Source organism: Trueperella bialowiezensis (genome assembly GCF_900637955.1).
GTDB lineage: Bacteria > Actinomycetota > Actinomycetes > Actinomycetales > Actinomycetaceae > Trueperella > Trueperella bialowiezensis.
The window spans coordinates 560,389-582,313 of the sequence record NZ_LR134476.1 but is presented as its reverse complement, the minus strand read 5'-3'; the positions used below and the strand labels follow the sequence as shown (position 1 = coordinate 582,313).

At 59.1% G+C, this 21,925-nt stretch carries 34 protein-coding genes; all 34 read left to right on the top strand.

Annotation, left to right across the window (positions count from 1 at the left end; all coding sequences use genetic code 11):
* On the top strand, positions 1-915 hold the full coding sequence (locus tag EL234_RS02720) for an ABC transporter permease (protein WP_126416024.1): 915 nt from the start codon (positions 1-3) through the stop codon (positions 913-915).
* The gene (locus EL234_RS02715; RefSeq protein WP_126416023.1) at positions 900-1,742 is read left to right on the top strand and encodes an ABC transporter permease; all 843 of its coding nucleotides are present in this window, start codon (positions 900-902) and stop codon (positions 1,740-1,742) included. Before EL234_RS02720 ends, EL234_RS02715 begins: the two co-directional genes overlap by 16 nt.
* A 33-nt stretch (positions 1,743-1,775) precedes the next feature.
* Positions 1,776-2,879: an ABC transporter ATP-binding protein gene (locus EL234_RS02710; protein WP_126416022.1), complete on the top strand. Its 1,104-nt coding sequence runs from the start codon at positions 1,776-1,778 to the stop codon at positions 2,877-2,879.
* Complete coding sequence (locus EL234_RS02705; protein ID WP_197718455.1) at positions 2,876-3,766, top strand: alkaline phosphatase family protein; 891 nt, start codon at positions 2,876-2,878, stop codon at positions 3,764-3,766. Before EL234_RS02710 ends, EL234_RS02705 begins: the two co-directional genes overlap by 4 nt.
* Before the next feature lie 178 nt (positions 3,767-3,944).
* Positions 3,945-4,109 (top strand): hypothetical protein, encoded by a 165-nt coding sequence (locus EL234_RS09285; RefSeq protein WP_164712303.1) that lies wholly within the window; start codon positions 3,945-3,947, stop codon positions 4,107-4,109.
* Between the two features lie 62 nt (positions 4,110-4,171).
* Positions 4,172-4,480, top strand: a complete 309-nt coding sequence (gene rpsJ / locus EL234_RS02700; protein WP_024963332.1) for a 30S ribosomal protein S10 — start codon at positions 4,172-4,174, stop codon at positions 4,478-4,480.
* An 11-nt stretch (positions 4,481-4,491) separates the two neighbouring features.
* Positions 4,492-5,154 (top strand): 50S ribosomal protein L3, encoded by a 663-nt coding sequence (rplC, locus tag EL234_RS02695; protein ID WP_126416021.1) that lies wholly within the window; start codon positions 4,492-4,494, stop codon positions 5,152-5,154.
* Between the two features lie 3 nt (positions 5,155-5,157).
* Positions 5,158-5,802, top strand: a complete 645-nt coding sequence (gene rplD / locus EL234_RS02690; protein WP_126416020.1) for a 50S ribosomal protein L4 — start codon at positions 5,158-5,160, stop codon at positions 5,800-5,802.
* Entirely contained in the window at positions 5,799-6,110 is a 312-nt protein-coding gene (rplW, locus tag EL234_RS02685) for a 50S ribosomal protein L23 (protein ID WP_241969065.1), read from the top strand. Before rplD ends, rplW begins: the two co-directional genes overlap by 4 nt.
* 30 nt (positions 6,111-6,140) lie before the next feature.
* A complete protein-coding gene (rplB, locus tag EL234_RS02680) occupies positions 6,141-6,977 on the top strand; it encodes a 50S ribosomal protein L2 (RefSeq protein WP_126416018.1) in 837 nt (278 codons plus the stop codon).
* A 15-nt stretch (positions 6,978-6,992) separates the two neighbouring features.
* Positions 6,993-7,274 carry a 30S ribosomal protein S19 gene (rpsS, locus tag EL234_RS02675; protein ID WP_126416017.1) on the top strand — a complete coding sequence of 94 codons (282 nt, stop codon included), beginning with the start codon at positions 6,993-6,995 and terminating at the stop codon, positions 7,272-7,274.
* Positions 7,275-7,292: 18 nt separating this feature from the next.
* Positions 7,293-7,649, top strand: coding sequence for a 50S ribosomal protein L22 (gene rplV / locus EL234_RS02670; protein WP_126416016.1), 357 nt, complete (start codon positions 7,293-7,295; stop codon positions 7,647-7,649).
* Positions 7,650-7,651: 2 nt separating this feature from the next.
* Entirely contained in the window at positions 7,652-8,491 is an 840-nt protein-coding gene (rpsC, locus tag EL234_RS02665) for a 30S ribosomal protein S3 (protein WP_126416015.1), read from the top strand.
* A gap of 2 nt (positions 8,492-8,493) precedes the next feature.
* Positions 8,494-8,910: a 50S ribosomal protein L16 gene (gene rplP / locus EL234_RS02660; protein WP_126416014.1), complete on the top strand. Its 417-nt coding sequence runs from the start codon at positions 8,494-8,496 to the stop codon at positions 8,908-8,910.
* On the top strand, positions 8,910-9,143 hold the full coding sequence (gene rpmC / locus EL234_RS02655) for a 50S ribosomal protein L29 (RefSeq protein WP_277870838.1): 234 nt from the start codon (positions 8,910-8,912) through the stop codon (positions 9,141-9,143). The genes rplP and rpmC overlap by 1 nt, the downstream gene beginning before the upstream one ends.
* Before the next feature lie 8 nt (positions 9,144-9,151).
* Positions 9,152-9,439 carry a 30S ribosomal protein S17 gene (gene rpsQ, locus EL234_RS02650; protein ID WP_126416013.1) on the top strand — a complete coding sequence of 96 codons (288 nt, stop codon included), beginning with the start codon at positions 9,152-9,154 and terminating at the stop codon, positions 9,437-9,439.
* A gap of 86 nt (positions 9,440-9,525) precedes the next feature.
* Complete coding sequence (rplN, locus tag EL234_RS02645) at positions 9,526-9,894, top strand: 50S ribosomal protein L14 (RefSeq protein WP_126416012.1); 369 nt, start codon at positions 9,526-9,528, stop codon at positions 9,892-9,894.
* The gene (gene rplX, locus EL234_RS02640; RefSeq protein ID WP_126416011.1) at positions 9,894-10,238 is read left to right on the top strand and encodes a 50S ribosomal protein L24; all 345 of its coding nucleotides are present in this window, start codon (positions 9,894-9,896) and stop codon (positions 10,236-10,238) included. Before rplN ends, rplX begins: the two co-directional genes overlap by 1 nt.
* Entirely contained in the window at positions 10,235-10,783 is a 549-nt protein-coding gene (rplE, locus tag EL234_RS02635; protein WP_126416010.1) for a 50S ribosomal protein L5, read from the top strand. The genes rplX and rplE overlap by 4 nt, the downstream gene beginning before the upstream one ends.
* 2 nt (positions 10,784-10,785) lie before the next feature.
* A complete protein-coding gene (locus EL234_RS02630) occupies positions 10,786-10,971 on the top strand; it encodes a type Z 30S ribosomal protein S14 (protein WP_126416009.1) in 186 nt (61 codons plus the stop codon).
* 55 nt (positions 10,972-11,026) lie between these two features.
* Entirely contained in the window at positions 11,027-11,425 is a 399-nt protein-coding gene (gene rpsH / locus EL234_RS02625; RefSeq protein WP_126416008.1) for a 30S ribosomal protein S8, read from the top strand.
* Positions 11,426-11,443: 18 nt separating this feature from the next.
* The gene (gene rplF / locus EL234_RS02620; protein WP_126416007.1) at positions 11,444-11,980 is read left to right on the top strand and encodes a 50S ribosomal protein L6; all 537 of its coding nucleotides are present in this window, start codon (positions 11,444-11,446) and stop codon (positions 11,978-11,980) included.
* Positions 11,980-12,339 (top strand): 50S ribosomal protein L18, encoded by a 360-nt coding sequence (gene rplR, locus EL234_RS02615; protein WP_126416006.1) that lies wholly within the window; start codon positions 11,980-11,982, stop codon positions 12,337-12,339. Before rplF ends, rplR begins: the two co-directional genes overlap by 1 nt.
* Before the next feature lie 22 nt (positions 12,340-12,361).
* Positions 12,362-13,051 (top strand): 30S ribosomal protein S5, encoded by a 690-nt coding sequence (gene rpsE / locus EL234_RS02610; RefSeq protein ID WP_126416005.1) that lies wholly within the window; start codon positions 12,362-12,364, stop codon positions 13,049-13,051.
* Positions 13,051-13,227, top strand: a complete 177-nt coding sequence (gene rpmD, locus EL234_RS02605) for a 50S ribosomal protein L30 (RefSeq protein ID WP_126416004.1) — start codon at positions 13,051-13,053, stop codon at positions 13,225-13,227. Before rpsE ends, rpmD begins: the two co-directional genes overlap by 1 nt.
* On the top strand, positions 13,227-13,715 hold the full coding sequence (gene rplO / locus EL234_RS02600; RefSeq protein WP_126416003.1) for a 50S ribosomal protein L15: 489 nt from the start codon (positions 13,227-13,229) through the stop codon (positions 13,713-13,715). The genes rpmD and rplO overlap by 1 nt, the downstream gene beginning before the upstream one ends.
* A gap of 262 nt (positions 13,716-13,977) precedes the next feature.
* On the top strand, positions 13,978-15,264 hold the full coding sequence (secY, locus tag EL234_RS02595; RefSeq protein ID WP_126416002.1) for a preprotein translocase subunit SecY: 1,287 nt from the start codon (positions 13,978-13,980) through the stop codon (positions 15,262-15,264).
* Positions 15,261-15,854: an adenylate kinase gene (locus EL234_RS02590; RefSeq protein WP_126416001.1), complete on the top strand. Its 594-nt coding sequence runs from the start codon at positions 15,261-15,263 to the stop codon at positions 15,852-15,854. The genes secY and EL234_RS02590 overlap by 4 nt, the downstream gene beginning before the upstream one ends.
* Entirely contained in the window at positions 15,851-16,675 is an 825-nt protein-coding gene (gene map / locus EL234_RS02585; protein ID WP_126416000.1) for a type I methionyl aminopeptidase, read from the top strand. The genes EL234_RS02590 and map overlap by 4 nt, the downstream gene beginning before the upstream one ends.
* Positions 16,676-16,887: 212 nt before the next feature.
* On the top strand, positions 16,888-20,337 hold the full coding sequence (locus tag EL234_RS02580; RefSeq protein WP_126415999.1) for a coiled-coil domain-containing protein: 3,450 nt from the start codon (positions 16,888-16,890) through the stop codon (positions 20,335-20,337).
* A gap of 226 nt (positions 20,338-20,563) precedes the next feature.
* Entirely contained in the window at positions 20,564-20,782 is a 219-nt protein-coding gene (gene infA / locus EL234_RS02575) for a translation initiation factor IF-1 (protein WP_126417224.1), read from the top strand.
* A gap of 43 nt (positions 20,783-20,825) precedes the next feature.
* Positions 20,826-20,939: a 50S ribosomal protein L36 gene (gene rpmJ / locus EL234_RS02570; RefSeq protein WP_126415998.1), complete on the top strand. Its 114-nt coding sequence runs from the start codon at positions 20,826-20,828 to the stop codon at positions 20,937-20,939.
* Between the two features lie 170 nt (positions 20,940-21,109).
* Entirely contained in the window at positions 21,110-21,481 is a 372-nt protein-coding gene (gene rpsM / locus EL234_RS02565) for a 30S ribosomal protein S13 (protein WP_126415997.1), read from the top strand.
* Positions 21,482-21,498: 17 nt separating this feature from the next.
* Complete coding sequence (gene rpsK / locus EL234_RS02560) at positions 21,499-21,894, top strand: 30S ribosomal protein S11 (protein WP_126415996.1); 396 nt, start codon at positions 21,499-21,501, stop codon at positions 21,892-21,894.
* The last annotated feature ends 31 nt before the right edge of the window (positions 21,895-21,925 follow it).

Below are 21,925 nucleotides of genomic sequence, written 5' to 3'. Positions count from 1 at the left end.
ATGACATCCATAGCCCATCCTGCTGAGCAGGAGAAGGCTCATGGAAAGCGGCGTAGGCGCCTGCCGTGGAAGTCGGTGACCACCGGCTCGTGGGCAGGCGCTCTGCCGTTCCTTCTCTTCATGGCCTTCTTCCTCATATTCCCGCTGATCGCCAATCTCATCACGGCTTTCCAAGGTCCTACGGGCGGTTTTTCGCTTCAGACCATGGCGCAGGCGATGGATGAGACTCATCGTTCGGCGTTTATCACGACGGCGAACCTGTCCGTTATCACCGCGTTCATTGGTGCTGTTTTGGGTGTCCCGTTGGCGTGGGCGCTACAAACCGCGCGTAAGCCGAAGTGGCTGACCTCGCTGGTCAACAGCTTCTCGGCGCTTGCCTCGCAATCGGGTGGTGTCAACTTGGCCTACGCGTTCGTGGCCTTGCTGGGCACGTACGGAATCATGACGACGGCGGTTAACAAGATCTTCCCCGGGCTGCTGGACAACTTCTCGTTAACCGGCTTCTCCGGAGTTGCCCTCGTGTACCTGTATTTCCAGATCCCGCTCATGGCGATCTTGAAGCTGCCCGCGCTGGGTGGAATTAAGAAACAGTGGGCGGAAGCCGCACAATCGTTGGGTGCGACGAAGTCGCAGTACCTGCGCGACGTCGTCATCCCAGTGCTCTGGCCGTCCATTCTGGGATCGTTCCTGCTGCTGTTCGCGAATGCCTTCGCCGCGTATGCGACCGCCTACGCGCTCGCAGGTGGCTCGTTGAACCTCGTGCCGATCCTCATCGGCTTCTACATCAGCGGCAACGTCCTCCTCAACCCGGGTCTGGCAGCCGGCCTCGTCACCTGGATGATGATCATCATCTTGGCGGCGATGGGCTTGCGCTTCTACCTCACGAGAAAGAGTGATCAATGGCTGAGCAACTAGTGACCACCCCCGCTTCGGCGAAACGGCCCGCCGGCAAGGCTCGGGGGCTGGCCGCCTCAGGAGACTACAACTGGGCGTCCTTAGCTATCCTCGCCGTGTCATTGTGCGGGCTGTTACTGCCGTGGATCGCGGCGGCGACCTATGGTTTTTCACGGCCGGGCCAGCCCTTCACATTCGATCCGCTGATTGAAGTGTTCGGGCAGGGTAGGGCGAGCGAAGCGTTGGTGAACACGCTGCTACTTACAGCAGCTACCACCATCCTCATGCTTGTGCTCCTCGTGCCGACCATCGTGTTCCTCAACATCAAGGCCCCGCGCTTGGCGAAACTTGCTGAAGTGCTGTCGATTCTGCCGATGGTGGTTCCCGCGGTGGCGCTCGTTTCTGGCGTGTCCGAGCTGTATCGGACGCTCGTCCCAGGTTTCATCACGTCGCTGTGGTCGCTCGTGCCGCTGTACGTCGTCATCGTCATGCCCCTGTGCTACCGGGCGATCGACGCCGGCGTGAAATCACTGGACCTGCGTACGATATTCGCCGCCTCGTCGTCGTTGGGAGCCAACACGTTGACGACGCTCCGCGAAGCCGTCATCCCGAACCTGCGCGTAGCAATGCTGTCAGCAGCGCTGCTGTGCATTTCGGGCGTGCTCGGCGAATTTGCGATGGCGTCCCTCCTTGGCCACTACACCTTCCCGGTGTACATGGTGGAGGTCTCCTCGAATTCACCGAAGGGCGTGGCGGCGCTGTCCTTCATTGTCACAATCATTACTTGGCTGCTGCTCGTCGCGATCTCAGCGCTTGCCAACCAAACAAAGCGGCGCCAGCAAAAATAATGCGGGCACATCCCGCAGAAAGGAAAGCGTGACATGGCACAGCCACACGTTCAACTTCGACAAATCGTCAAATCTTTCGGTGATGTTACGGTGCTTGACGGCCTCAACCTCGACATCGAGGAAGGCGAGCTCGTAGCATTACTCGGCCCGTCCGGTTCCGGAAAGTCCACGTGCTTGCGCGTGCTTGCCGGGCTGGAAACCGCGGACTCCGGTGAAGTGCTCATCAATGGCGTAGATGTGGCAGACAAGCCAACCCGGGAGCGCAACATGGGCATCGTCTTCCAAGCCTATTCGCTGTTCCCGCATTTGAGCGCCACCGACAACGTTGCATACGGGCTCAAAATCCGAGGCAAGGATACGAAGGAACGGCGCTCGCGGGCACAAGAACTGTTGGAACTGGTGGGCCTTGAAGACCAGATGGATAAGTTCCCCAGTCAGATGTCCGGCGGTCAGCAGCAGCGCGTGGCGCTTGCGCGCGCACTGGCCATCGAACCTGACGTGCTCCTTCTTGATGAACCGCTGTCCGCGCTCGATGCGAAAGTGCGCGTACAGCTGCGTGATGAGATTCGTAGAATCCAGCAGTCAGCAGGAATCGCCACTCTCATGGTGACCCACGATCAGGAAGAGGCCATCGTCATGGCCGACCGCGTGGGTGTGATGAGCAACGGGCAGATCGAGCAGATCGGCACTCCGGAAGATCTGTATCTCCACCCGCGTTCGCCGTTCATTTCGCAGTTTGTGGGTGTTGCCAATCGCGTGATCGGCAAAGTGAAGGCAGACACCCTGCGGGTGCTCGACACCGATCTGCAGATTGTTAACGCCGGCTCGGAAGCCGCGCGCGGAGAATTGGCCACCGCGCTGATTCGCCCGGAACAAATCGTCATGACCCGGGATAACAGTGCGCGCTACACGGTGATTGATAGTCAGTTGCGCGGAATGTTTTCCTCGATCACGGTGCAAGGCGAACTGGGTAAGGGCTACCTGCGTATCGACCTGCTCGCCCGCGATGCTGCCGAGTTTTCGGTCGGCGACAAGGTTGCGTTGCACATTGCCCGCCATGACACGGTGGTTGACGTGCCAACTGAGGACGAGGTTGCGGTCTACCGGCGCTTGGAAGAAAGGTGGGCATCGGCGTGAACGCCTTCGCGCGTAACGAGCACACAGGAGCCGCGATCGCTCCGAGGCAAACGCAGCTACCTGCACAGCCCGGCGATCCCAAACGGCGCCTGTTACTGATCGGCGTGGATGGTACTCGCTGGTCGATTGTCGCGGAAGACGGCGTGGGCGAGGCGATGAGCCGTCTTGCTCGCGAGGGCTCGTGGCATCGCATGGAGATGGAAGTGCCCACAATTTCGGCGCCCGGTTGGGGATCGATCCTCACTGGGGCTACCCATGCTGAGCATGGCTTGCGTGATAATTCGTGCGTGGGTGGGCGGACGTGGAACTATCCCGACTTCCTTTCTCAAGCCTTCTATGCCGATCAGAGCACGCACACGTTCGCAGCCGCCGGCTGGCCGGTACTGGTGGATCCGCATGGCCTCGGCCCGATTATCCACCCGCGTATGGAACAGCAGTATGCAGGCTTGCATAACGTGATTGTTCGCGACGGCGAAACATTCGGCTACGAGCTCGTCGACGCCCAGATTGCGGATATTGCCGCAGCCAAGTTACGTTCGGCGCGCGCCTTCGACGTCGGCTTCGTCTATTTTTGCGACGTCGACGACGCCGGACACGTCTACGGACTGCTCGGCGAGGAATATCGCGCGGCAATCAGGCGAGTGGACAAGCATGTCGAACGGCTCGTGTCGATCATTGCGCAACGCGCGGAAGACAATCCTGCCGAAGAGTGGCTGGTAGTGGTGACCACCGATCACGGGCACCGTGACGAAGGCGGACACGGCGGTGCGAGCGACGCCGAACGCGAGTCCTGGGTCATAGCATGGACCCCTGACGGTGCGCTGCCGAGTTGGCCTGAGCGTATCGAACCGTGGGAACTTGCTGGGCTCATGCTCGCCGCCAGGTAGCTGAGCAAGCAAGAAACCAAAACACGGGTGGGGAGGCACTACAAGCCTCCCCACCCGTGTTTCGCTTCACAGGAGCTTCGACTAGACCGAGCCGGCCGTTTTTAGGTAAAGTAGGTGGCCGAGCCAGAACGGGTTCTGGCACGTGATTGCCGTCAAAGGCAGCTAAGAATCAGTGTGATTGACCACCATCATCGCGCCGAACTGGCGAGATGCCGCAGGTTTTGCCATACTGAACAAGTTGCTCGCAGCAAGCGGGCTGAAGAACTTGGCCGAGGAGCAAAAAGCCCTCGGCACATTAATGGGTTCACAACAATCGCATAGGGCTTCGTTACTACCTCGCTAGAGGTGCGACACGCCCGGGTGCGGGGGACGTGAACACCGAGGTAGAGAGAGGGAGACGACGCCATGGCGGGACAAAAGATCCGCATCCGTCTGAAGTCATATGACCACGAGGTCATCGACAACGCAGCGAAAAAGCTCGTCGACGAAGTTACCCGTACCGGAGCGTCGGTCGTGGGGCCGGTGCCGCTGCCAACCAAACGCAGTGTTTTCACCGTTATTCGCTCGCCCCACAAGTACAAGGACAGTCGAGAGCAGTTCGAAATGCGCACGCATAAGCGACTGATCGACATTGTCGATCCGACTCTGAAGACAATTGACACCCTGCGTCGCCTGGATCTCCCGGCTGATGTCAGCGTCGAGATCAAGCTCTGAGGTAACGCATCATGACGAAGAACAAGACCGCCGCCAGGCCCGTGAAGGCGCTGCTCGGCGTAAAGGTAGGAATGACTCAGGTGTGGGACGAGAACGCTAAGCTCGTTCCCGTCACCGTGGTCAAGGTTGGCAAGAACGTTGTCACCCAGATCCGCACCGAAGAAAACGACGGCTACAGCGCTGTTCAGATTGCTTCGGGCGAGTTGAAGAACAAGAACGTCACCAAGCCGCTTGCGGGTCACTTCGAAAAGGCCGGTGTGACTCCGCGCCGCTTCGTTGCTGAAATCCGCACCTCCGATGCCGACTCCTATGAGCTCGGCCAGGAGCTCGGCGTTGACACGTTCGAGGTCGGCCAGCTCGTGGACGTCGTCGGCAAGTCGAAGGGCAAGGGCTTCGCTGGAACCATGAAGCGTCACGGTTTCGCAGGTATCAGTGCATCGCACGGTGCGCACCGCAACCACCGCAAGCCTGGCTCCATTGGTGGCGCATCCACGCCGGGTCGTGTTTTCCGCGGCCAGCGCATGGCAGGGCGCATGGGCAACGCACGCGTCACCGTCCAGAATTTGACCATTCACGCAATCGACACCGAGAACGACGTTCTCCTCGTGTCTGGTGCCATCCCGGGTAACAAGGGCGGCGCCGTCGTGATCCGTACTGCCGTGAAGGGAGCCTAAGCAATGGCAAACCTGAAGGTTGACGTTATCGATTACTCTGGCAAGAAGGCTGGCGACGTGACTCTCGACGAGTCCGTGTTCGGCGTCGAGAAGGCCAACATCGCGCTCTTGCACCAGGTTGTGAACGCGCAGCTCGCCGCACGCCGTGCGGGCACGCACAAGACGAAGACCCGCGGCGAAGTCCGCGGTGGCGGCATCAAGCCGTGGCGTCAGAAGGGTACCGGCCGCGCGCGCCAGGGCTCAATCCGCGCGCCCCAGTGGGTAGGTGGCGGTGTCGTTCATGGCCCGCAGCCGCGCGACTACTCGCAGCGCACGCCCAAGAAGATGATCAAGGCTGCACTCGTACAGTCGCTGTCGGATCGCGCCGCACACGGCCGCATCCACATCGTCAAGGGTTTTGTTGAAGGCGACAAGCCGTCCACCAAGACCGCGCTCAAGCTTCTGCTCGACGTGACGGAAGGGCGTACGAAGGCGCTCGTCGTCGTTGATCGCAGCGACGAGATGTCGATCCTGTCCCTGCGCAACGCACAGGAAGCACACATTATTTACTTCGATCAGCTGAACGCTTACGACGTCCTCGCGTCTGACGACGTCGTGTTCACCGAAGCTGCCTACGAGGCATGGACCGCGAAGAAGGAGACGAAGTGACAGACCCAATCTTTCACAACAAGGATCCTCGCGACGTAATCCTCGAGCCGGTCGCCTCCGAAAAGGCAGCTCGTCTCGAAGATGAGGGCAAGTACACGTTCATCGTGCACCCCTCCGCGAACAAGACGGAAATCAAGATCGCCATCGAAAAGATCTTTGGCGTCAAGGTGGAATCCGTCAACACTCAGAACCGCAAGGGTAAGACTCGCCGCACCCGCGACGGCCTTGGTCGGCGCAAGAACACCAAGCGCGCGATCGTTACCTTGCGTGAAGGCCACATCGACATCTACGGCGACATCGTCGGCTAGTCCGACGCAAAGATTGAGGAATAAGAACTCATGGGAATTCGCAAGTACAAGCCGACGACCCCGGGTCGTCGCGGTTCGAGCGTAGCCGACTTCGTCGAGATCACCCGATCTACGCCGGAAAAGTCGCTGCTGCGCCCGTTGCCTAAGACAGGCGGCCGTAACAACAACGGCCGTATCACCACCCGTCACATTGGTGGTGGCCACAAGCGCCGCTACCGCGTGATTGACTTCCGTCGTCACGACAAGGACGGCGTGCCAGCCAAGGTTGCGCACATCGAATACGATCCGAACCGTACCGCTCGCATCGCACTGCTGCACTACGCGGACGGGGAGAAGCGCTACATTCTCGCACCGGAAAACGTCAAGCAGGGCACGATCCTGGAAAACGGACCATCTGCTGACATCAAGCCGGGCAACAACCTTCCGCTGCGCAACATTCCGGTCGGTACCGTCATCCACGCGGTTGAACTGCGTCCGGGCGGTGGCGCCAAGATTGCTCGCTCCGCAGGTGCCTCCGTGCAGCTTGTTGCTAAAGAAGGCAAGCTCGCACAGCTGAAGATGCCCTCCGGTGAAATCCGCAACGTTGACGCACGCTGCCGCGCCACCATTGGCGAGGTCGGCAACGCCGAACAGATCAACATCAACTGGGGTAAGGCAGGCCGTAAGCGCTGGAAGGGCGTCCGCCCAACAGTCCGCGGTGTTGTCATGAACCCGTTCGACCACCCGCACGGCGGTGGCGAGGGCAAGACGTCCGGCGGACGTCACCCTGTCTCCCCGTGGGGTCAGAAGGAAAAGCGTACCCGTCATCCAAACAAGCCCAGCGACAAGCTCATTGTGCGCCGTCGCAAGACTGGCAAGAAGCACTGATAGGAGTAGTTCGCTATGCCACGTAGTTTGAAGAAGGGTCCTTTCGTTGACGATCACCTTCAGAAGAAGGTCGATGAGCAGAACGAGAAGGGCACGAAGAACGTCATCAAGACCTGGTCGCGCCGGTCGGTTATCACCCCGGACTTCCTCGGTCACACATTCGCAGTCCACGACGGACGCAAGCACGTGCCGGTGTTCGTCACCGAATCGATGGTTGGCCACAAGCTCGGCGAATTCGCTCCGACTCGTACCTTTAAGGGTCACGATAAGGACGATCGCAAGGGTCGTCGCCGGTAAGGCAGGAGAGGCAGGAAAATGGAAGCCAAGGCACAGGCGCGCTACGTCCGCGTCACGCCCATGAAGGCACGCCGCGTGATCAACGAGATCCGTGGAATGAATGCATCCGATGCCCTGGACTTGCTTGAGTTTGCACCGCAGGCGGCCGCCAGGGATATTCGCAAGATCGTTCAAAGCGCTATCGCGAATGCTCGCTACACAAGTGAGCAGGCCGGTGAACGTTTTGACGAGGGCGAACTGAAGATCGTTGAAACCTACGTTGATGAAGGCCCAACGATGAAGCGTATCCGTCCGCGAGCCCAGGGGCGCGCGAACCGGATCCTCAAGCGTACGAGCCACATCACCGTGATCGTTGGAAACGGAAAGGGAGCCTAAGAATGGGACAGAAAGTTAACCCGATTGGGTTCCGTCTGGGAATCACCACCGAACACCGGTCCAAGTGGTTCACGGATTCCACCAAGAAGGGTCAGACCTACGCCGATTACATCGGTGAAGACATCAAGATCCGTGACATGCTGCGCAAGAATCTTGAACGCGCCGGCATCTCCCGGGTGAACATTGAGCGCAGCAGCGAACGCGTGATCGTCGACATCTACACGGCCCGTCCGGGCATCGTTATCGGGCGGCGTGGCGTGGAAGCCGATCGTGTCCGCCAGGATCTGGAGAAGCTGACGGGCAAGGCCATTCAGCTCAACGTGCTCAACGTGCAGAATCCTGAAGCTGACGCCCAGCTTGTTGCCCAGGGTATCGCCGAGCAGCTTGCTTCGCGTGTGTCTTTCCGCCGCGCCATGCGTAAGGGCATCCAGTCCGCGCAGCGCGCAGGCGCCAAGGGTATTCGCGTGCAGGTCTCTGGCCGCCTCGGTGGCGCAGAAATGTCGCGTTCCGAGTTCTACCACGAGGGCCGCGTGCCGCTGCACACCCTTCGTGCAAACATTGACTACGGCTTCTACGAGGCCCGCACCACGTTCGGCCGTCTTGGCGTCAAGGTGTGGATCTACCGTGGAGACATCACCGACGCCGAATACTACCGTTCGCTGACCGAAGCTCCGCGTGGTCGCGGTGGCCGTGGCGGCGAACGCCGTGGTCGCGGTGGTCGCGGTGGTGACCGCCGTGGACGTCAGAATCAGCAGGCCAAGCAGGCCGCAACCCAGGCGCCAGCCGCCCCGGCCGCACAGGCTGAACCGGCTGCGCCAGCTACCCAGGAAACGGAGGCCTGAGCATGCTCATTCCCCGCCGGACAAAGCACCGCAAACAGCATCGCCCAAACCGTAAGGGCATGTCCAAGGGCGGCAACAACCTGGCTTTCGGTGAGTACGGTATCCAGGCTCTTGAGCCGGCCTACGTTACCAACCGCCAGATTGAAGCTGCACGTATCGCAATGACCCGCCACGTCAAGCGTGGTGGCAAGGTCTGGATCAACATTTTCCCGGACCGTCCGCTCACGAAGAAGCCTGCCGAAACCCGTATGGGGTCCGGTAAGGGCTCGGTCGAATGGTGGGTCGCAAATGTTAAGCCTGGCCGAGTTCTGTTCGAACTGGCCGGCGTCGACGAGGGGCTGGCCCGTGAGGCGCTTTCCCGCGCCCAGCACAAGCTCCCGATGAAGACACGTTTTATCTCCCGTGAGGATGGTGAATAATGGCTAAGGGCATGACCGCCGACGAGCTGGATAAGCTCACCGATGCCGAGCTGGCAGAGCTCCTGAAGGAGTCGAAGGAAGAACTGTTCAACCTTCGCTTCTCCGCTGTGACCCATCGTCTGGAAGATTCCGGCAGGCTCAAAGAGGTGCGGCGCAACATTGCACGCATCTACACCGTGGCACGGGAACGTGAACTCGGAATCCGTACCGCCCCGACGGCTAAGAAGAAGTGAGGTCGCTAATGAGCGAGGAAACGAAGACGACGCCGGAGGCCCCCAAGCGTGGAAACCGCAAGGTTCGCACCGGCTACGTCGTCAGTGACAAAATGGACAAGACCGTCGTGGTTGAGGTCGAAGACCGCCGCAAGCACGGCCTGTACGGTAAGGTGATGACCCGCAGCAAGCGGTTCAAGGCTCACGACGAAACTAACGAGGTTCGCGTTGGCGATCTCGTTCGCATCATGGAAACCCGACCGCTTTCCGCGACCAAGCATTTCCGCGTGGTCGAGGTAATCGAGAAGGCCAAGTGATTCTTGGGGTACGCCCCGAGGAAGACAACCCATCCGTTCGGCAAGGCTCAGCAATGAGAACCGGCACGACGACAGGAGATATGTAAATGATCCAGCAGGAGTCGCGGCTTAAAGTCGCCGACAACACGGGTGCCAAGGAAATCTTGTGCATTTCCGTGCTCGGCGGTTCAGGCCGGCGCTACGCCGGAATTGGCGACGTCATCGTCGCCACCGTCAAGGACGCAAGCCCTGGCGGAAGTGTAAAGAAGGGCGATGTTGTTAAGGCAGTCATCGTCCGCGCAAAGAAGAGTACGCGCCGTCCTGACGGCTCGTACATCAAGTTTGATGAAAACGCAGCTGTCATTCTGAAGAACGATAGCGAGCCGCGCGGTACCCGTATTTTCGGGCCCGTTGCTCGTGAACTACGCGACAAGCAGTTCATGCGTATCGTTTCGCTCGCACCGGAGGTGATCTAATGGCGAAGATTAAGAAAGGCGACCTGGTCCAGGTCATTGCTGGCCGCGATAAGGGCCTGCAGGGCCGCGTCCTGGCTGTCGACACCGCCAAGGATCGTGTGATCGTTGAAGGCGTGCAGCGAGTCAAGAAGCATACCCGTGTAGGCCGCACCGATCGTGGCGCAGTCACCGGCGGAATTGAAACCGTTGAAGCCCCCATCCACGTGTCCAACGTGATGCTCGTGGGCCCGGATAAGAAGCCGGTTCGTGTTGGCTTCCGGGAAGTTGAAGTGGAGCGCAACGGCCGTAAGAAGATCATGCGCGAACGTGTTGGTCGCCGTGGCGGGAAGGAGATCGAACTGTGACTCAGCCTCGTCTGAAGATCAAGTACCGCGAGGAGATCCTCCCGGCGCTGCGCGAAGAATTCAACCACGCTAATGTGCACACCGTCGGTGGTCTAGACAAGATCGTCGTCAACATGGGCGTGGGCGAAGCCGCACGCGACTCGAAGATTCTCGACGGCGCAATTGCTGATATCACGGCAATCACCGGCCAAAAGCCGCAGGTGACGAAGGCCCGCAAGTCGATCGCCCAATTCAAGCTACGCGAGGGCCAGCCGATCGGCTGCCACGTCACGCTGCGTGGTGATCGCATGTGGGAGTTCCTCGACCGCCTACTGTCGACAGCCCTGCCGCGCATCCGCGATTTCCGCGGACTGAGCCCGAAGCAGTTTGACGGCAATGGCAACTACACGTTCGGCCTGACCGAGCAAACAGTGTTCCACGAGATCGACATGGACAAGATGGATCGCGTCCGTGGTATGGATATCACCGTGGTCACCACTGCGAAGACCGACGACGAGGGGCGAGCTCTGCTCAAGCATCTCGGTTTCCCGTTCAAGGAGAACTGACAATGGCAAAGACTGCTCTGAAGCAAAAGGCGGCACGCAAGCCGAAGTACGCGGTGCGCGCATACACGCGCTGCCAGCGCTGCGGTCGTCCGCATTCCGTATATCGCAAGTTCGGCCTGTGCCGAATCTGCCTGCGCGAGATGGCCCTTGCGGGTGAACTCCCAGGCGTTAAGAAGGCAAGCTGGTAAGAAACTACGTCGAAGGTCCGCGGAGGAAACCACGACGAGGAAGGGCTGAGGCCCGATGTCTATGACAGACCCAATTGCAGACATGCTCACGCGTCTGCGCAACGCCAACTCGGCGTTTCACGAGACGGTAGATATGCCGTACTCGAAGATGAAAGCATCCATTGCTGACATCCTTAAGCGTGAGGGATACATCGACGGATTCGACGTCGAAGAAGCGAAAGTGGGTAAGACCCTTACCCTCAAACTGAAGTACGGTCCGAACCGTGAGCGTTCGCTCGCTGGTTTGCGCCGTATCTCGAAGCCGGGACTTCGCGTGTACGCAAAGTCCACCAACCTTCCCCAGGTGCTTGGCGGCCTTGGCGTGGCTATTCTGTCCACGTCGTCGGGCCTGCTCACCGATAAGGAAGCTAAGGACAAGGGTGTAGGTGGGGAAGTCCTCGCCTACGTCTGGTAAGCGAAAGGAGTTTAAACAATGTCTCGTATTGGAAAGCTCCCGATTGCGATTCCGGCTGGTGTTGAGGTCAAGATCGACGGCGATACCGTCGTCGTCAAGGGCCCGAAGGGCGAACTGAGCCACTCGGTGCCAAGCCCGATCACTGTTGAACTCGACGGCGAACAGATCCTGGTCAAGCGCCCCAACGAAGAACGCGAGTCGCGTTCGTTGCACGGGCTGACCCGCACGCTGATCTACAACAACATCGTCGGCGTCACCGAGGGTTACAAGAAAGACCTCGAAATTAACGGCACGGGATATCGTGTACTGGCTAAGGGCACGGACCTCGAGTTCTCGCTCGGCTACTCGCACACGATCACGGTGAAAGCCCCGGAAGGTATCACCTTCGCGGTCGATGGCCCCACCAAGTTCTCCGTGTCCGGTATCGACAAGCAGCAGGTCGGCGAAACCGCCGCAAGCATCCGAAAGCTCCGCAAGCCAGAACCTTACAAGGGTAAGGGCATCCGGTACGCGGGTGAACACGTGCGCCGTAAGGCTGGAAAGGCTGGTAAGTAATGGCTACCAAGGCAAAGTTTGCAGCGCGCAAGCGCCGCCACCAGCGTCTACGCAAGCGTATTGCTGGCACCCCCGAACGTCCGCGGCTCGCGGTTTCCCGTTCGAATCGCCACATGATCGCCCAGGTGATCGACGATTCGAAAGGTGTGACGCTCGCATACGCGTCGAGCCTGGAGAAGGACTTCCCGTCCGAATTCGACTCGAAGGTTGCTGCAGCTCACGAAGTTGGTCTGCGAATTGGTAAGCGTGCGGTTGATGCCGGCATTTCCGCCGTCGTTTTCGACCGCGCTGGAAACAAGTATCACGGTCGAGTGGCCGCGGTTGCCGACGGCGCCCGCGAAGCTGGCCTGACCCTGTGATCTGGAACGAGAGGATATAGACATGGCTGCAGAGCAGCGTGGACGCCGCTCCGAGGGCGACGGCGAAGACCGCCGCCGCGATGGGCGTCGCAATGAGCGTCGTTCCGATCGTCGTCAAGATGACAGGAACGCATACATTGAGCGTGTCGTGACCATTAATCGTGTTGCTAAGACCGTCAAGGGCGGACGCAACATGTCGTTCACGGCACTCGTCGTGGTCGGCGATGGCAACGGCACTGTTGGCGTGGGATACGGCAAGGCTAAAGAAGTTCCTGCCGCTATTGCCAAGGGCACCGAAAAGGCGAAGCGGAACTTCTTTAAGGTTCCGCGTATCGGCACCACGATCCCGCACCTGGTTCAGGGCGAGGATGCTGCAGGAGTTGTTCTTCTGCGTCCGGCATCCCCCGGTACCGGTGTAATTGCCGGCGGTCCGGTTCGTGCCGTCATGGAGGCAGCAGGTATTCACGACATCCTGACCAAGTCGCTGGGCTCGTCGAACGCGATCAACATTGTTCGCGCAACGATTGCTGGGCTCAAGCAGTTGGAGCAGCCGGAAGCAGTGGCAGCACGCCGCGGTCTTCCGCTCACCGAGGTCGCACCTCATGCGATGCTGCGTGCCCGCGCCGAACATGAAGAGAAGGAACGGCAGGACGCCGAACTTGAAGCGCAGCGCGAAGAAAATGAAGCTGCCGCGGCAGGAGTTGGTGCGTAATGCTGAAGATTACTCAGAAAAAGGGCCTTATTGGCACCAAGAAGAACCAACGTGAGACGATGCGTTCGCTCGGTTTGAAGAAGATTCACCAGACCGTCACGTTGCCGGATAACCCTGCCGTGCGCGGCATGGTTCGTACCGTTGCGCATCTGGTTGAAGTGGAGGAGGTCGACTAATGGCTGATTCGACAAACACGCCTGAGACTCAGGCTGCGGGGCCGATCAAGCTCCACGACCTGCGCCCAGCTCCGGGTTCGAACAGGCCGCGTAAGCGGGTCGGACGCGGCGAAGGTGGCAAGGGCGGCAAGACTGCCGGCCGTGGCACGAAGGGCACCCGTGCTCGTAACACGGTGCGTCCGGGCTTCGAAGGTGGGCAGATGCCGTTGCACATGCGCCTTCCGAAGCTGCGTGGTTTCAAGAACCCTGCGAAGGTCTACTACCAGGTAGTCAACCTTGATGCTCTTGGTGAGCTGTTCCCAGAGGGCGGCGATGTTACCGTTGCTGATCTGGTTGCCAAGGGCGCGGTGCGTAAGAACCGCCCGGTTAAGGTGCTTGGTTCTGGCGAGATCAACGTCAAGGTCAACGTGACCGTGGACGCCTGGTCGAGCTCGGCACAGCAGAAGATTGAAGCGGCTGGCGGATCGCTGACGAAGCGGGATGCCTAGTTTCTAGTATGGTGGTCGGCTCTCATCGTTGAGATGGGAGCCGACCTCATTTTTCCCGATTCTCGCGATTGTGTGGCATATATGGCACCAATCGAAGGCTTGGAATGCTCGAGTATCGGGGTATAGTGTAACGGTGTCGTATGCGCACCGCAGGTGCCGTGCGGCACGATACATACCTGGTAGTTACCGAGCTGCTGGGTAGTGACAGCTCGCTTGCGAGCACACACGGGACGGCCACGAGGGCCGGCAATGGAGGAACGTCTTGTTTAGAGCACTAGTATCAGCTTTCCGGACGCCGGATCTGAGACGCAAGCTTCTGTTCACCATGTTGATCATGGCGATCTATCGCCTGGGTACCTTTTTACCTGCACCGTTCGTTTCGTACTCGAACGTGAAGGTGTGTTTGGATCAGCAAGGTGAAGCTAACTTGCTGACGATGATGAACATGTTCTCGGGTGGAGCGCTCCTCCAGCTATCCGTATTTGCGCTTGGAATCATGCCGTATATTACGGCGTCGATTATTGTCCAGCTCATGAGGGTGGTTATTCCGCGTTTTGAAGAGCTCCATAAGGAAGGCCAGACTGGTCAAGCCAAGCTCACCGAGTACACGCGTTACCTCACCATTTTCTTGGCTATTTTGCAGGCCTCCGTCATGGTGACGACGGCGAACAGCCTGTTGTTCCAGCTGTGCACGGTTGATCCAATCCCGAATGCCACGCCAGGCAAGTACTTGATCGCTATTTGTACGATCACTGCGGGCACGGCGCTCGTCATGTGGTTGGGCGAGCAGATCACCGAGCGCGGTATTGGCAACGGCATGTCGCTCCTGATCTTCACCGGTATTGCGGCGTCGTTCCCGAGCATGCTGGTCAACGTCTACCAGTCGGACGGCGGTCTGAGCCGTCTGCTCATCGTGCTCGCAATGTTCTTGGCGATCACGCTCGTCGTCGTCTTCGTGGAACAGTCTCAGCGCCGTATTCCAGTGCAGTATGCGAAGCGAGTGATTGGCCGGCGCACGTACGGTGGTACCTCCACCTACATTCCGATCAAGATCAACATGGCGAACGTGATCCCCGTGATCTTCGCATCCTCGATCTTGGCTCTTCCACAAATGATCATGCAGTTTGGTGATCAGAACGCCGGTTGGGTGCAGTGGCTGGCCCGTAATTATGTGGCAAGCTCTCCGTGGTATTTGGCCACGTACTTCCTCCTCATCGTGTTCTTCGCGTTCTTCTACACGTCGATCACGTTCAACCCTGAGGAAATTGCTGACAACATGAAACGCTACGGCGGTTTCGTACCCGGAATTCGCGCCGGGCAGCCAACAGCTGACTACCTGAGGTACGTCATCAACCGGATCAACTGGGTGGGTGCCCTGTACCTTGCGACGATTGCGCTCATCCCGCAACTCGTGTTCAACGCTATGGGTATTCAGTCCATGTCGTTTGGTGGTACGTCGATTATTATTCTCGTGGGCGTTGGCTTGCAGACCGTCAAGGATGTTGACGCTCAGCTCCAGCAGCGTCACTATGAAGGATTCCTACGATGACATATCGTCTTCTCATCATGGGCCCGCCGGGAGCGGGCAAGGGCACGCAGGCGAAGAACGTCAGTGCCGATCTGGGTATAGCCTGGATTTCCTCTGGCGAGCTATTCCGCCAAACCATTCGTTCTGGTTCCGAACTTGGCGAACAGATTGCGTCCTATATCAACAACGGTAATCTGGTTCCTGACGAGGTGACTGACCGCATGGTCGCTGATCATCTGCGTGCTCTCGACCCGCGGGTTAACGGTTTCCTGCTTGATGGATATCCGCGTACCCTATCCCAGGTTGGGGCTTTGGATCGGATTCTTGCCGAGTACGATGCTCCGCTAGACGCCGTCATTGAATTGGAGATTCCCGACGACGAAATCGTTTCTCGCCTGTTGCTTCGGGCTGAGAAGGAAGGCCGTGAGGACGACACCGAGGATGTCATCCGCCATCGGATCGAGGTCTATCACGAAAGCACTGAGCCGTTGCTAGCGGTCTACCGCGAACGTGGTTTGCTTGTAGGAATCGACGGCATGGGCACGATCGATGAGGTCCGCGAGCGTCTTGTGACCAAGTGTGAAGCGTTCCTCGCGTCGAAGAATCAATGATCGAATATAAGTCGCCGGAACAGATTCGGCGGATGCGCCGTGCTGGCCTCGTGGTCGCCGATATTCACGACGCGCTTCGGGAGCAGATCGAGGTTGGGATGACCACGGCCGATCTCGACGCCGTCGCTCTTGAGGTCTTGGAATCTGCTGGGGCCGTCTCGAATTTTTATGGCTACTACGGCTATCCCGGGCAGATTTGCACATCGGTCAACGAGGTCATAGTGCACGGCATTCCTGGCGAGCGCGTGCTTGAGCCGGGGGATTTGGTATCACTCGATTGCGGCGCTGTTGTTGATGGTTGGCATGGCGACGCCGCGTTCAGCGTGGTGCTCCCGGGTGGTGATCCCGAGGTTCGCGCGACTCGCGAGCGGCTGTCCGAAGCTACCCGGGGTGCGATGTGGGCGGGCATTGCCGCGATGGCTCGCGGAAAACGTGTGAACGATATTGGTGCAGCTATTGACGACTACGTGAGCGACCTTCCTGAAGATGGCCGCCCGGACATCGTGCGTGATTACGTGGGCCACGGTATCGGAACTGCGATGCATCAAGAACCCGACGTGCTCAACTATCGTGCCCGTGGTCGTAGCCCGCGGCTGAAGAACGGCATGGTCCTGTGCATTGAGCCGATGCTGACGGCGGGGGACCAGGCCAACACGGTGCTTGCCGATGAGTGGACGGTCATCACTCGCGACGGCTCGGACGCCGCGCACTGGGAACACATGGTCGCTAAACATTCCGGTGGTATCTGGGTGCTCACCGCTAAAGACGGCGGTGCGGAAGGGCTTGCCCCGTTCGGTGTCACGCCAGTTCCGCTTTCTTAACATCTGGTGATCGCGCTACCTGCGCTTTTGTTGCTGGACTCAGAATGAGTCTTGCCTTTTGGCACAGTGGATCGTTTTACATGCCGTTAAATGGTACTCTTAAATCGCACGTTTGCCTCATTGCTGACTTTGGAAGGGAGCCAAACAAATGAGGAAGAATGGTGTGGGGCTACTGAAAAAAAGCAGGTGTTGCCCTACTTGTTACTGGAGCGATGACGCTCGGTGTTGTCGGCGGCGTCGCTGCTGATCCCGGGGACGACCACGCACGTCAGGTCAAGCAAAGCGAAGAGAATCTCGCAGCTGCAAAAGAAGAGTTAGCTGACGCGGAGGCCGCACTTGCGGCGTTAGAAGAGGACATCCAAGAGATGTCCTCTATTGCTGCGGACGCCGAGGCCAAAGCGGCTACCGCCGAGGGTGCCGTTACTCAAGGTGAATCGGCAGCGTTGAATGCTCTTGCCGACGCGCAGGCAGACGCCAAGGAGAAGGCGGCTGCGGCTCAGGAAAAATTGGACGCCGCGAAGGAACAACTTTCCGCTGCCGAGAACACGATCACGGAGCTTGACGGCAAGGTCGCACAAGCACAAGCCGACAAGGATGCGGCAGACGCCGCCGTGGACGCCCTGCCGGCTGACGCGCAAACGGCTGTCACCGAAGCTCAGGCGGATGTGGACGAAGCTACGCAAAAGCAAGAGGCCGCAGCAAGTGCCGCACAGGCGGCTCAGGCTACCGCGGCGGACAAGCAGGCAGAACTTGAGCAGAAGCAAGCTCACAAGGAGCAGGCGGATGCCACCGCGGCAACGGCTCTTACCGAGCTGACTGAAGCTACGGAAGCGCTTGATGCGCTCCGTGTCAAGCTCTACGACAAGGACGTCCAGTGCACGGCCAAATATGACGAGTTGAGCGAGGCCACCAAGGATGCTCGCTCTGCGTGGCAGAACGCTCAGGCGGTCACCGCATTCGAGAAAACTAAGCTCGATGAACTCGAAGCAGAGCAGACGTCGGCACAGGCCGCGCTCACCGATCTGCAAAAGGGACTTGATGAGGCTAAGGCAGAACTTGACGATCTGGAAGCCGCACTTGCGGCAGGCGAGGCAAAACTGACTGAGGCCCGGAATGCCGAAGCTGCGGCGCAGACCAAATTCGATGAGGCGACGTCAAAAGCAAGTGCTAGTGCAGACAAAGCAAGCGAAGCCAAGAACGCGCACGATTCAGCAGTCGCAACGAAAGGCACCGCTGATCAGAAGCTCGCTGATGCTGAGACGGCTTTAACGGACGCTCAGCAGGCGCTGACGAGTGCGCAGGATGAGGAAAAGAGTGCGCGTGAAGCGTCGGACGCGTCGAAGGGTGAAGCTCAGAAGAAGTGGGATCGTGGATCACTCGCATTCTTCGAAGAAAACGGATCGCAGGCAGCTGTGGACGTGCTGACGAAGGATCGCCAGGCTAGCGATGGTTCGAGCTATCTGCAGCCGACGTTCGATGCTACCCCTGCTGAAAGCGCTACGTCGCTCGATAATATGAAGCACTCGATCGCGCAGATTAATACGATCAACGATAAGCGGCAGTCTGATGGGGGCATTGATGGCCGGCAGCTGTCAGTGGTTGGAGTCAACGACTATGTGATGGCCGTGGCTCAGGCGAACGCGAACTGGTCCCATAATAAGCTCGGGCATGCTAGTGCCTATAGTCCGCCCTACGAGAATCTCCATTGGGGGTCGAACACGGCGAGCGACGCTCTTGAAGGCTGGTGGGACGCCGAAAAGGCCCAGTTTGACCGGCTGCGCGCTGAAGGCGTGACGTCTCGCACCCAGATGGACGCGGAACTCAAGGCGAATCCTGTCAACGACGTAATGTCTGTGGGTCATTACACCAATCTCGTCGATCACCTCATGTGGCCGGAAGCTTTTTCGGCGAAAGATAGCGTTGTGGCTGGCTACGCCGTTCGTTCCGGAGACATGCCAGACTGGGACTTCGAACACTACGTGCAGTCCGTTGTTCTTTCTCCCGAGCACACGGGTACCTCCTACTCGGTTGCCGATTACGAGCAGCGCTTCATGACGTACTACAACGAGCTCAATGAGGCGCGCACGAATGGAGATGCGGCTCTCAAGCAGGCTCACGCCGACGCCGTCGCTAAGCGTGAACAAGCTGAAGCAGAGGTTACTGCTGCCAACAATCTCGTGACGGAGCTGACGTCTGCGCAACAAGAGGCTCAGAAGCTGGTCACGCAGACCAAGGAGGCGGCAGACGCGGCACAGCAGGAGGCACAGGAAGCTCAGCAGGCTGTAGCAGCAGAAGAGGCCGCTCGTGATTCGGCTGTGGATAGCCGTGAAAAGGCAGAAGCCGAGGTCACACGGTTAACCGACGCGAAGAATACGCAGGCGGATAAGGTCGGCCAGTACGCACGTAATGTAGAGACGGCCCGGTCGCGAGCAGAGAGTGCGGATAGTGCACTCACCGCTCAGCAAGCTGCAGTTGCAGCTGCTGAGGAGAATGAGAAGAATCTCTACGACGCCTATGTGGCAAAGACTGACGCCGCTGAGCTTCAGAAGTGCTACGAGGAATTCGATGAGCTCACTAAAGAAACACAGGCGGCTATGCAGGCGCAGGATACGGCAAGCACGGCTCATGCTGAAGCGGCAGAAAACGCGCAGAAGGCAGCTGACGACGTCGCGGCCGCCCAAGCTGAGCGTGATGTAGCTGAGGCAGAAAAGGTGAGCGTGGAGGCTGATCTTGCCGCTGCTAACGCTGTGCTCGAGCAGGCGAAGGCCACACTCGAGCAGGCGGAAGCCGAGCATGCGGACGTCGCAGAGACTCTGGCACAGCAAGAAGCTGCAGCCCAGGCGCTTGCGGACGTTCAGGCCGAGCTGGCGGCAGCACAAGAAGCACGAAACTCCGCTGAAACGGCTCGTGATGACGCACAAGCTGCACGTGACAGCGCCAAGGCTGTTGCCGACAAGCTGGCAGACATCGACGGCGCTCAGGCGCTCGCAGATGGCATGCCCACTGACGACGACGTGCTCAACGCCTACAACCTGCCCGAGCTGTTCAATGCAGTGGAAAGTCTGAAGGCGGATGCCACCAACGCGCGTGCAGCTGCTACGGACGCCGCCGCGGATCTTGCCGACGCCGAGCATGACCGTGCACCTGCGCAAGACCTCGTTGCGCAGCTGCGGACGAAGGTGGATGCCGCGCAAGAGGTGTACAACACGTTCCATCCGGTCGCAGTGAAGACCGATAGGGCTCAGTACGCGCAAGGCGGAACCATCACGTTTGTGGCAACTGGTTTCGACCCCGGGGAGCTCGTGGACTTCCACGTGTACTCCAACCCGGTCTACGCGGGCCAAGCACGTGCAGATGACACTGGTACTGCCACCCTCGAGTGGACGATCCCAGAGGATTTTGCTGTAGGCATGCACAAGGTGGTGGCCACAGGCTTGTCCACCAAGCGTACAAGCGCCTACGAGTTTGAGGTGCTGACGCTCTTGGGCAAGCTCACCTCGCCGGATCCCGCATCGCAAGGCGCCAACCAGGGCAAGCCGGTTGCCCAGGCAGAGGCCCCGAAGCTGGTGCGCACGGGTATCGACACCCGCGGTCTCGCACTCATCTCGCTTCTGGCAATGGGTGCAGGCGCGCTGATGATTCGGCGCGGTAAGGACGCCTAATCGGGAAGTGAACCCATAAACGTGTGGGGCGGCAAGAGCACTTGCCGCCCCACACTCATCCACTTATGGTGTAACCGAGCTACTGTGAGCCAGGCGGGTTCGTGACGCGATCCACCACGATACGCCTTTAAATCCGTGGGTTCTTTCCCGTACACTAGATCGGTGGTGCCCATAGGGCCCTCCTTGTAAGAACCCTTACATGGAACACATCAACAAAGCGGGGGACATGGCGAAAGAAGGCGTCATAGAAGTAGAAGGCACGGTCCAAGAGGCCCTGCCGAATGCAATGTTTCGAGTCGAGTTGGAAAACGGGCACGTTGTGCTCGCGCATATCTCTGGCAAGATGCGTCAGCACTACATCAGGATCCTTCCGGAAGACCGCGTCGTCGTCGAGCTCACGCCCTACGACCTCAACCGTGGCCGGATTGTCTATCGCTACAAGTAACCCGCAATCGACCGCCGGATATCCGGCATAGGAAACACCGTATATGAAGGTCAAGCCTAGCGTTAAGAAGATCTGCGATAACTGCAAGATCATCCGGCGCTCCGGTCGCGTCATGGTTATCTGTGATAACCCGCGGCACAAGCAGCGTCAGGGTTAACCAGCGTTATCCCAGAATCGTCAGTGGCTCAGCATGTGGCACTGACACGAATCGCAGTAAATTGCATTACCAGTGCGAAAGCACAACCCTCAGTCCGGAGGCTGAGGCCCGGGCGTTCCCGCCGGGGCGGTAGTGCTCCACACCTTCGGAATAAGACAAGGGAGCCAAGAATGGCACGTCTTTCAGGCGTTGACCTCCCGCGCGACAAGCGCGTCGAGGTTGCGCTCACATACATTTTCGGCATTGGCCGCACCCGTGCCCGGGAGTCGCTCGAAGCAACAGGAGTGAACCCGGATACGCGCGTGCGTGATCTGACAGAAGAAGATCTGGTCAAGCTCAAGAACCATATCGATGACAACTACAAGGTAGAAGGCGATCTGCGCCGCTCAATTCAGGCTGATATTCGCCGCAAGGTTGAGATCGGCTGCTACCAGGGCTTGCGCCACCGCAGGGGCCTGCCAGTGCACGGCCAGCGCACAAAGACGAACGCGCGCACCCGTAAGGGTCCGAAGCGCACTGTCGCAGGTAAGAAGAAGGCCTAGTAGGTTCAGGAGTATCAATGCCACCAAAGTCTCAATCGCGCCGTCCGCGCCGTACCGGCCGTAAGAACGTCCTTAATGGACAGGCGCACATCAAGTCAACGTTTAACAACACGATCGTCTCGATCACCGATTCGAAGGGCGAGGTCATCGCTCAGGCGTCGGCTGGAATGGTCGGGTTCAAGGGATCGCGTAAGTCGACCCCATATGCTGCTCAGCTTGCCGCTGAGAACGCTGCACGCCGTGCCATGGATCAGGGCCTGAAGAAGGTTGACGTCTTCGTTAAAGGACCGGGTTCCGGCCGCGAGACGGCGATTCGTTCGCTCACCGCTTCCGGTCTTGAAGTGACGTCCATTTCCGACGTCACCCCTCAGCCGCACAACGGTACCCGCCCGCCGAAGCGTCGTCGCGTTTGATCGATTCAGCACCGAAAGCCGCATGGCTTTC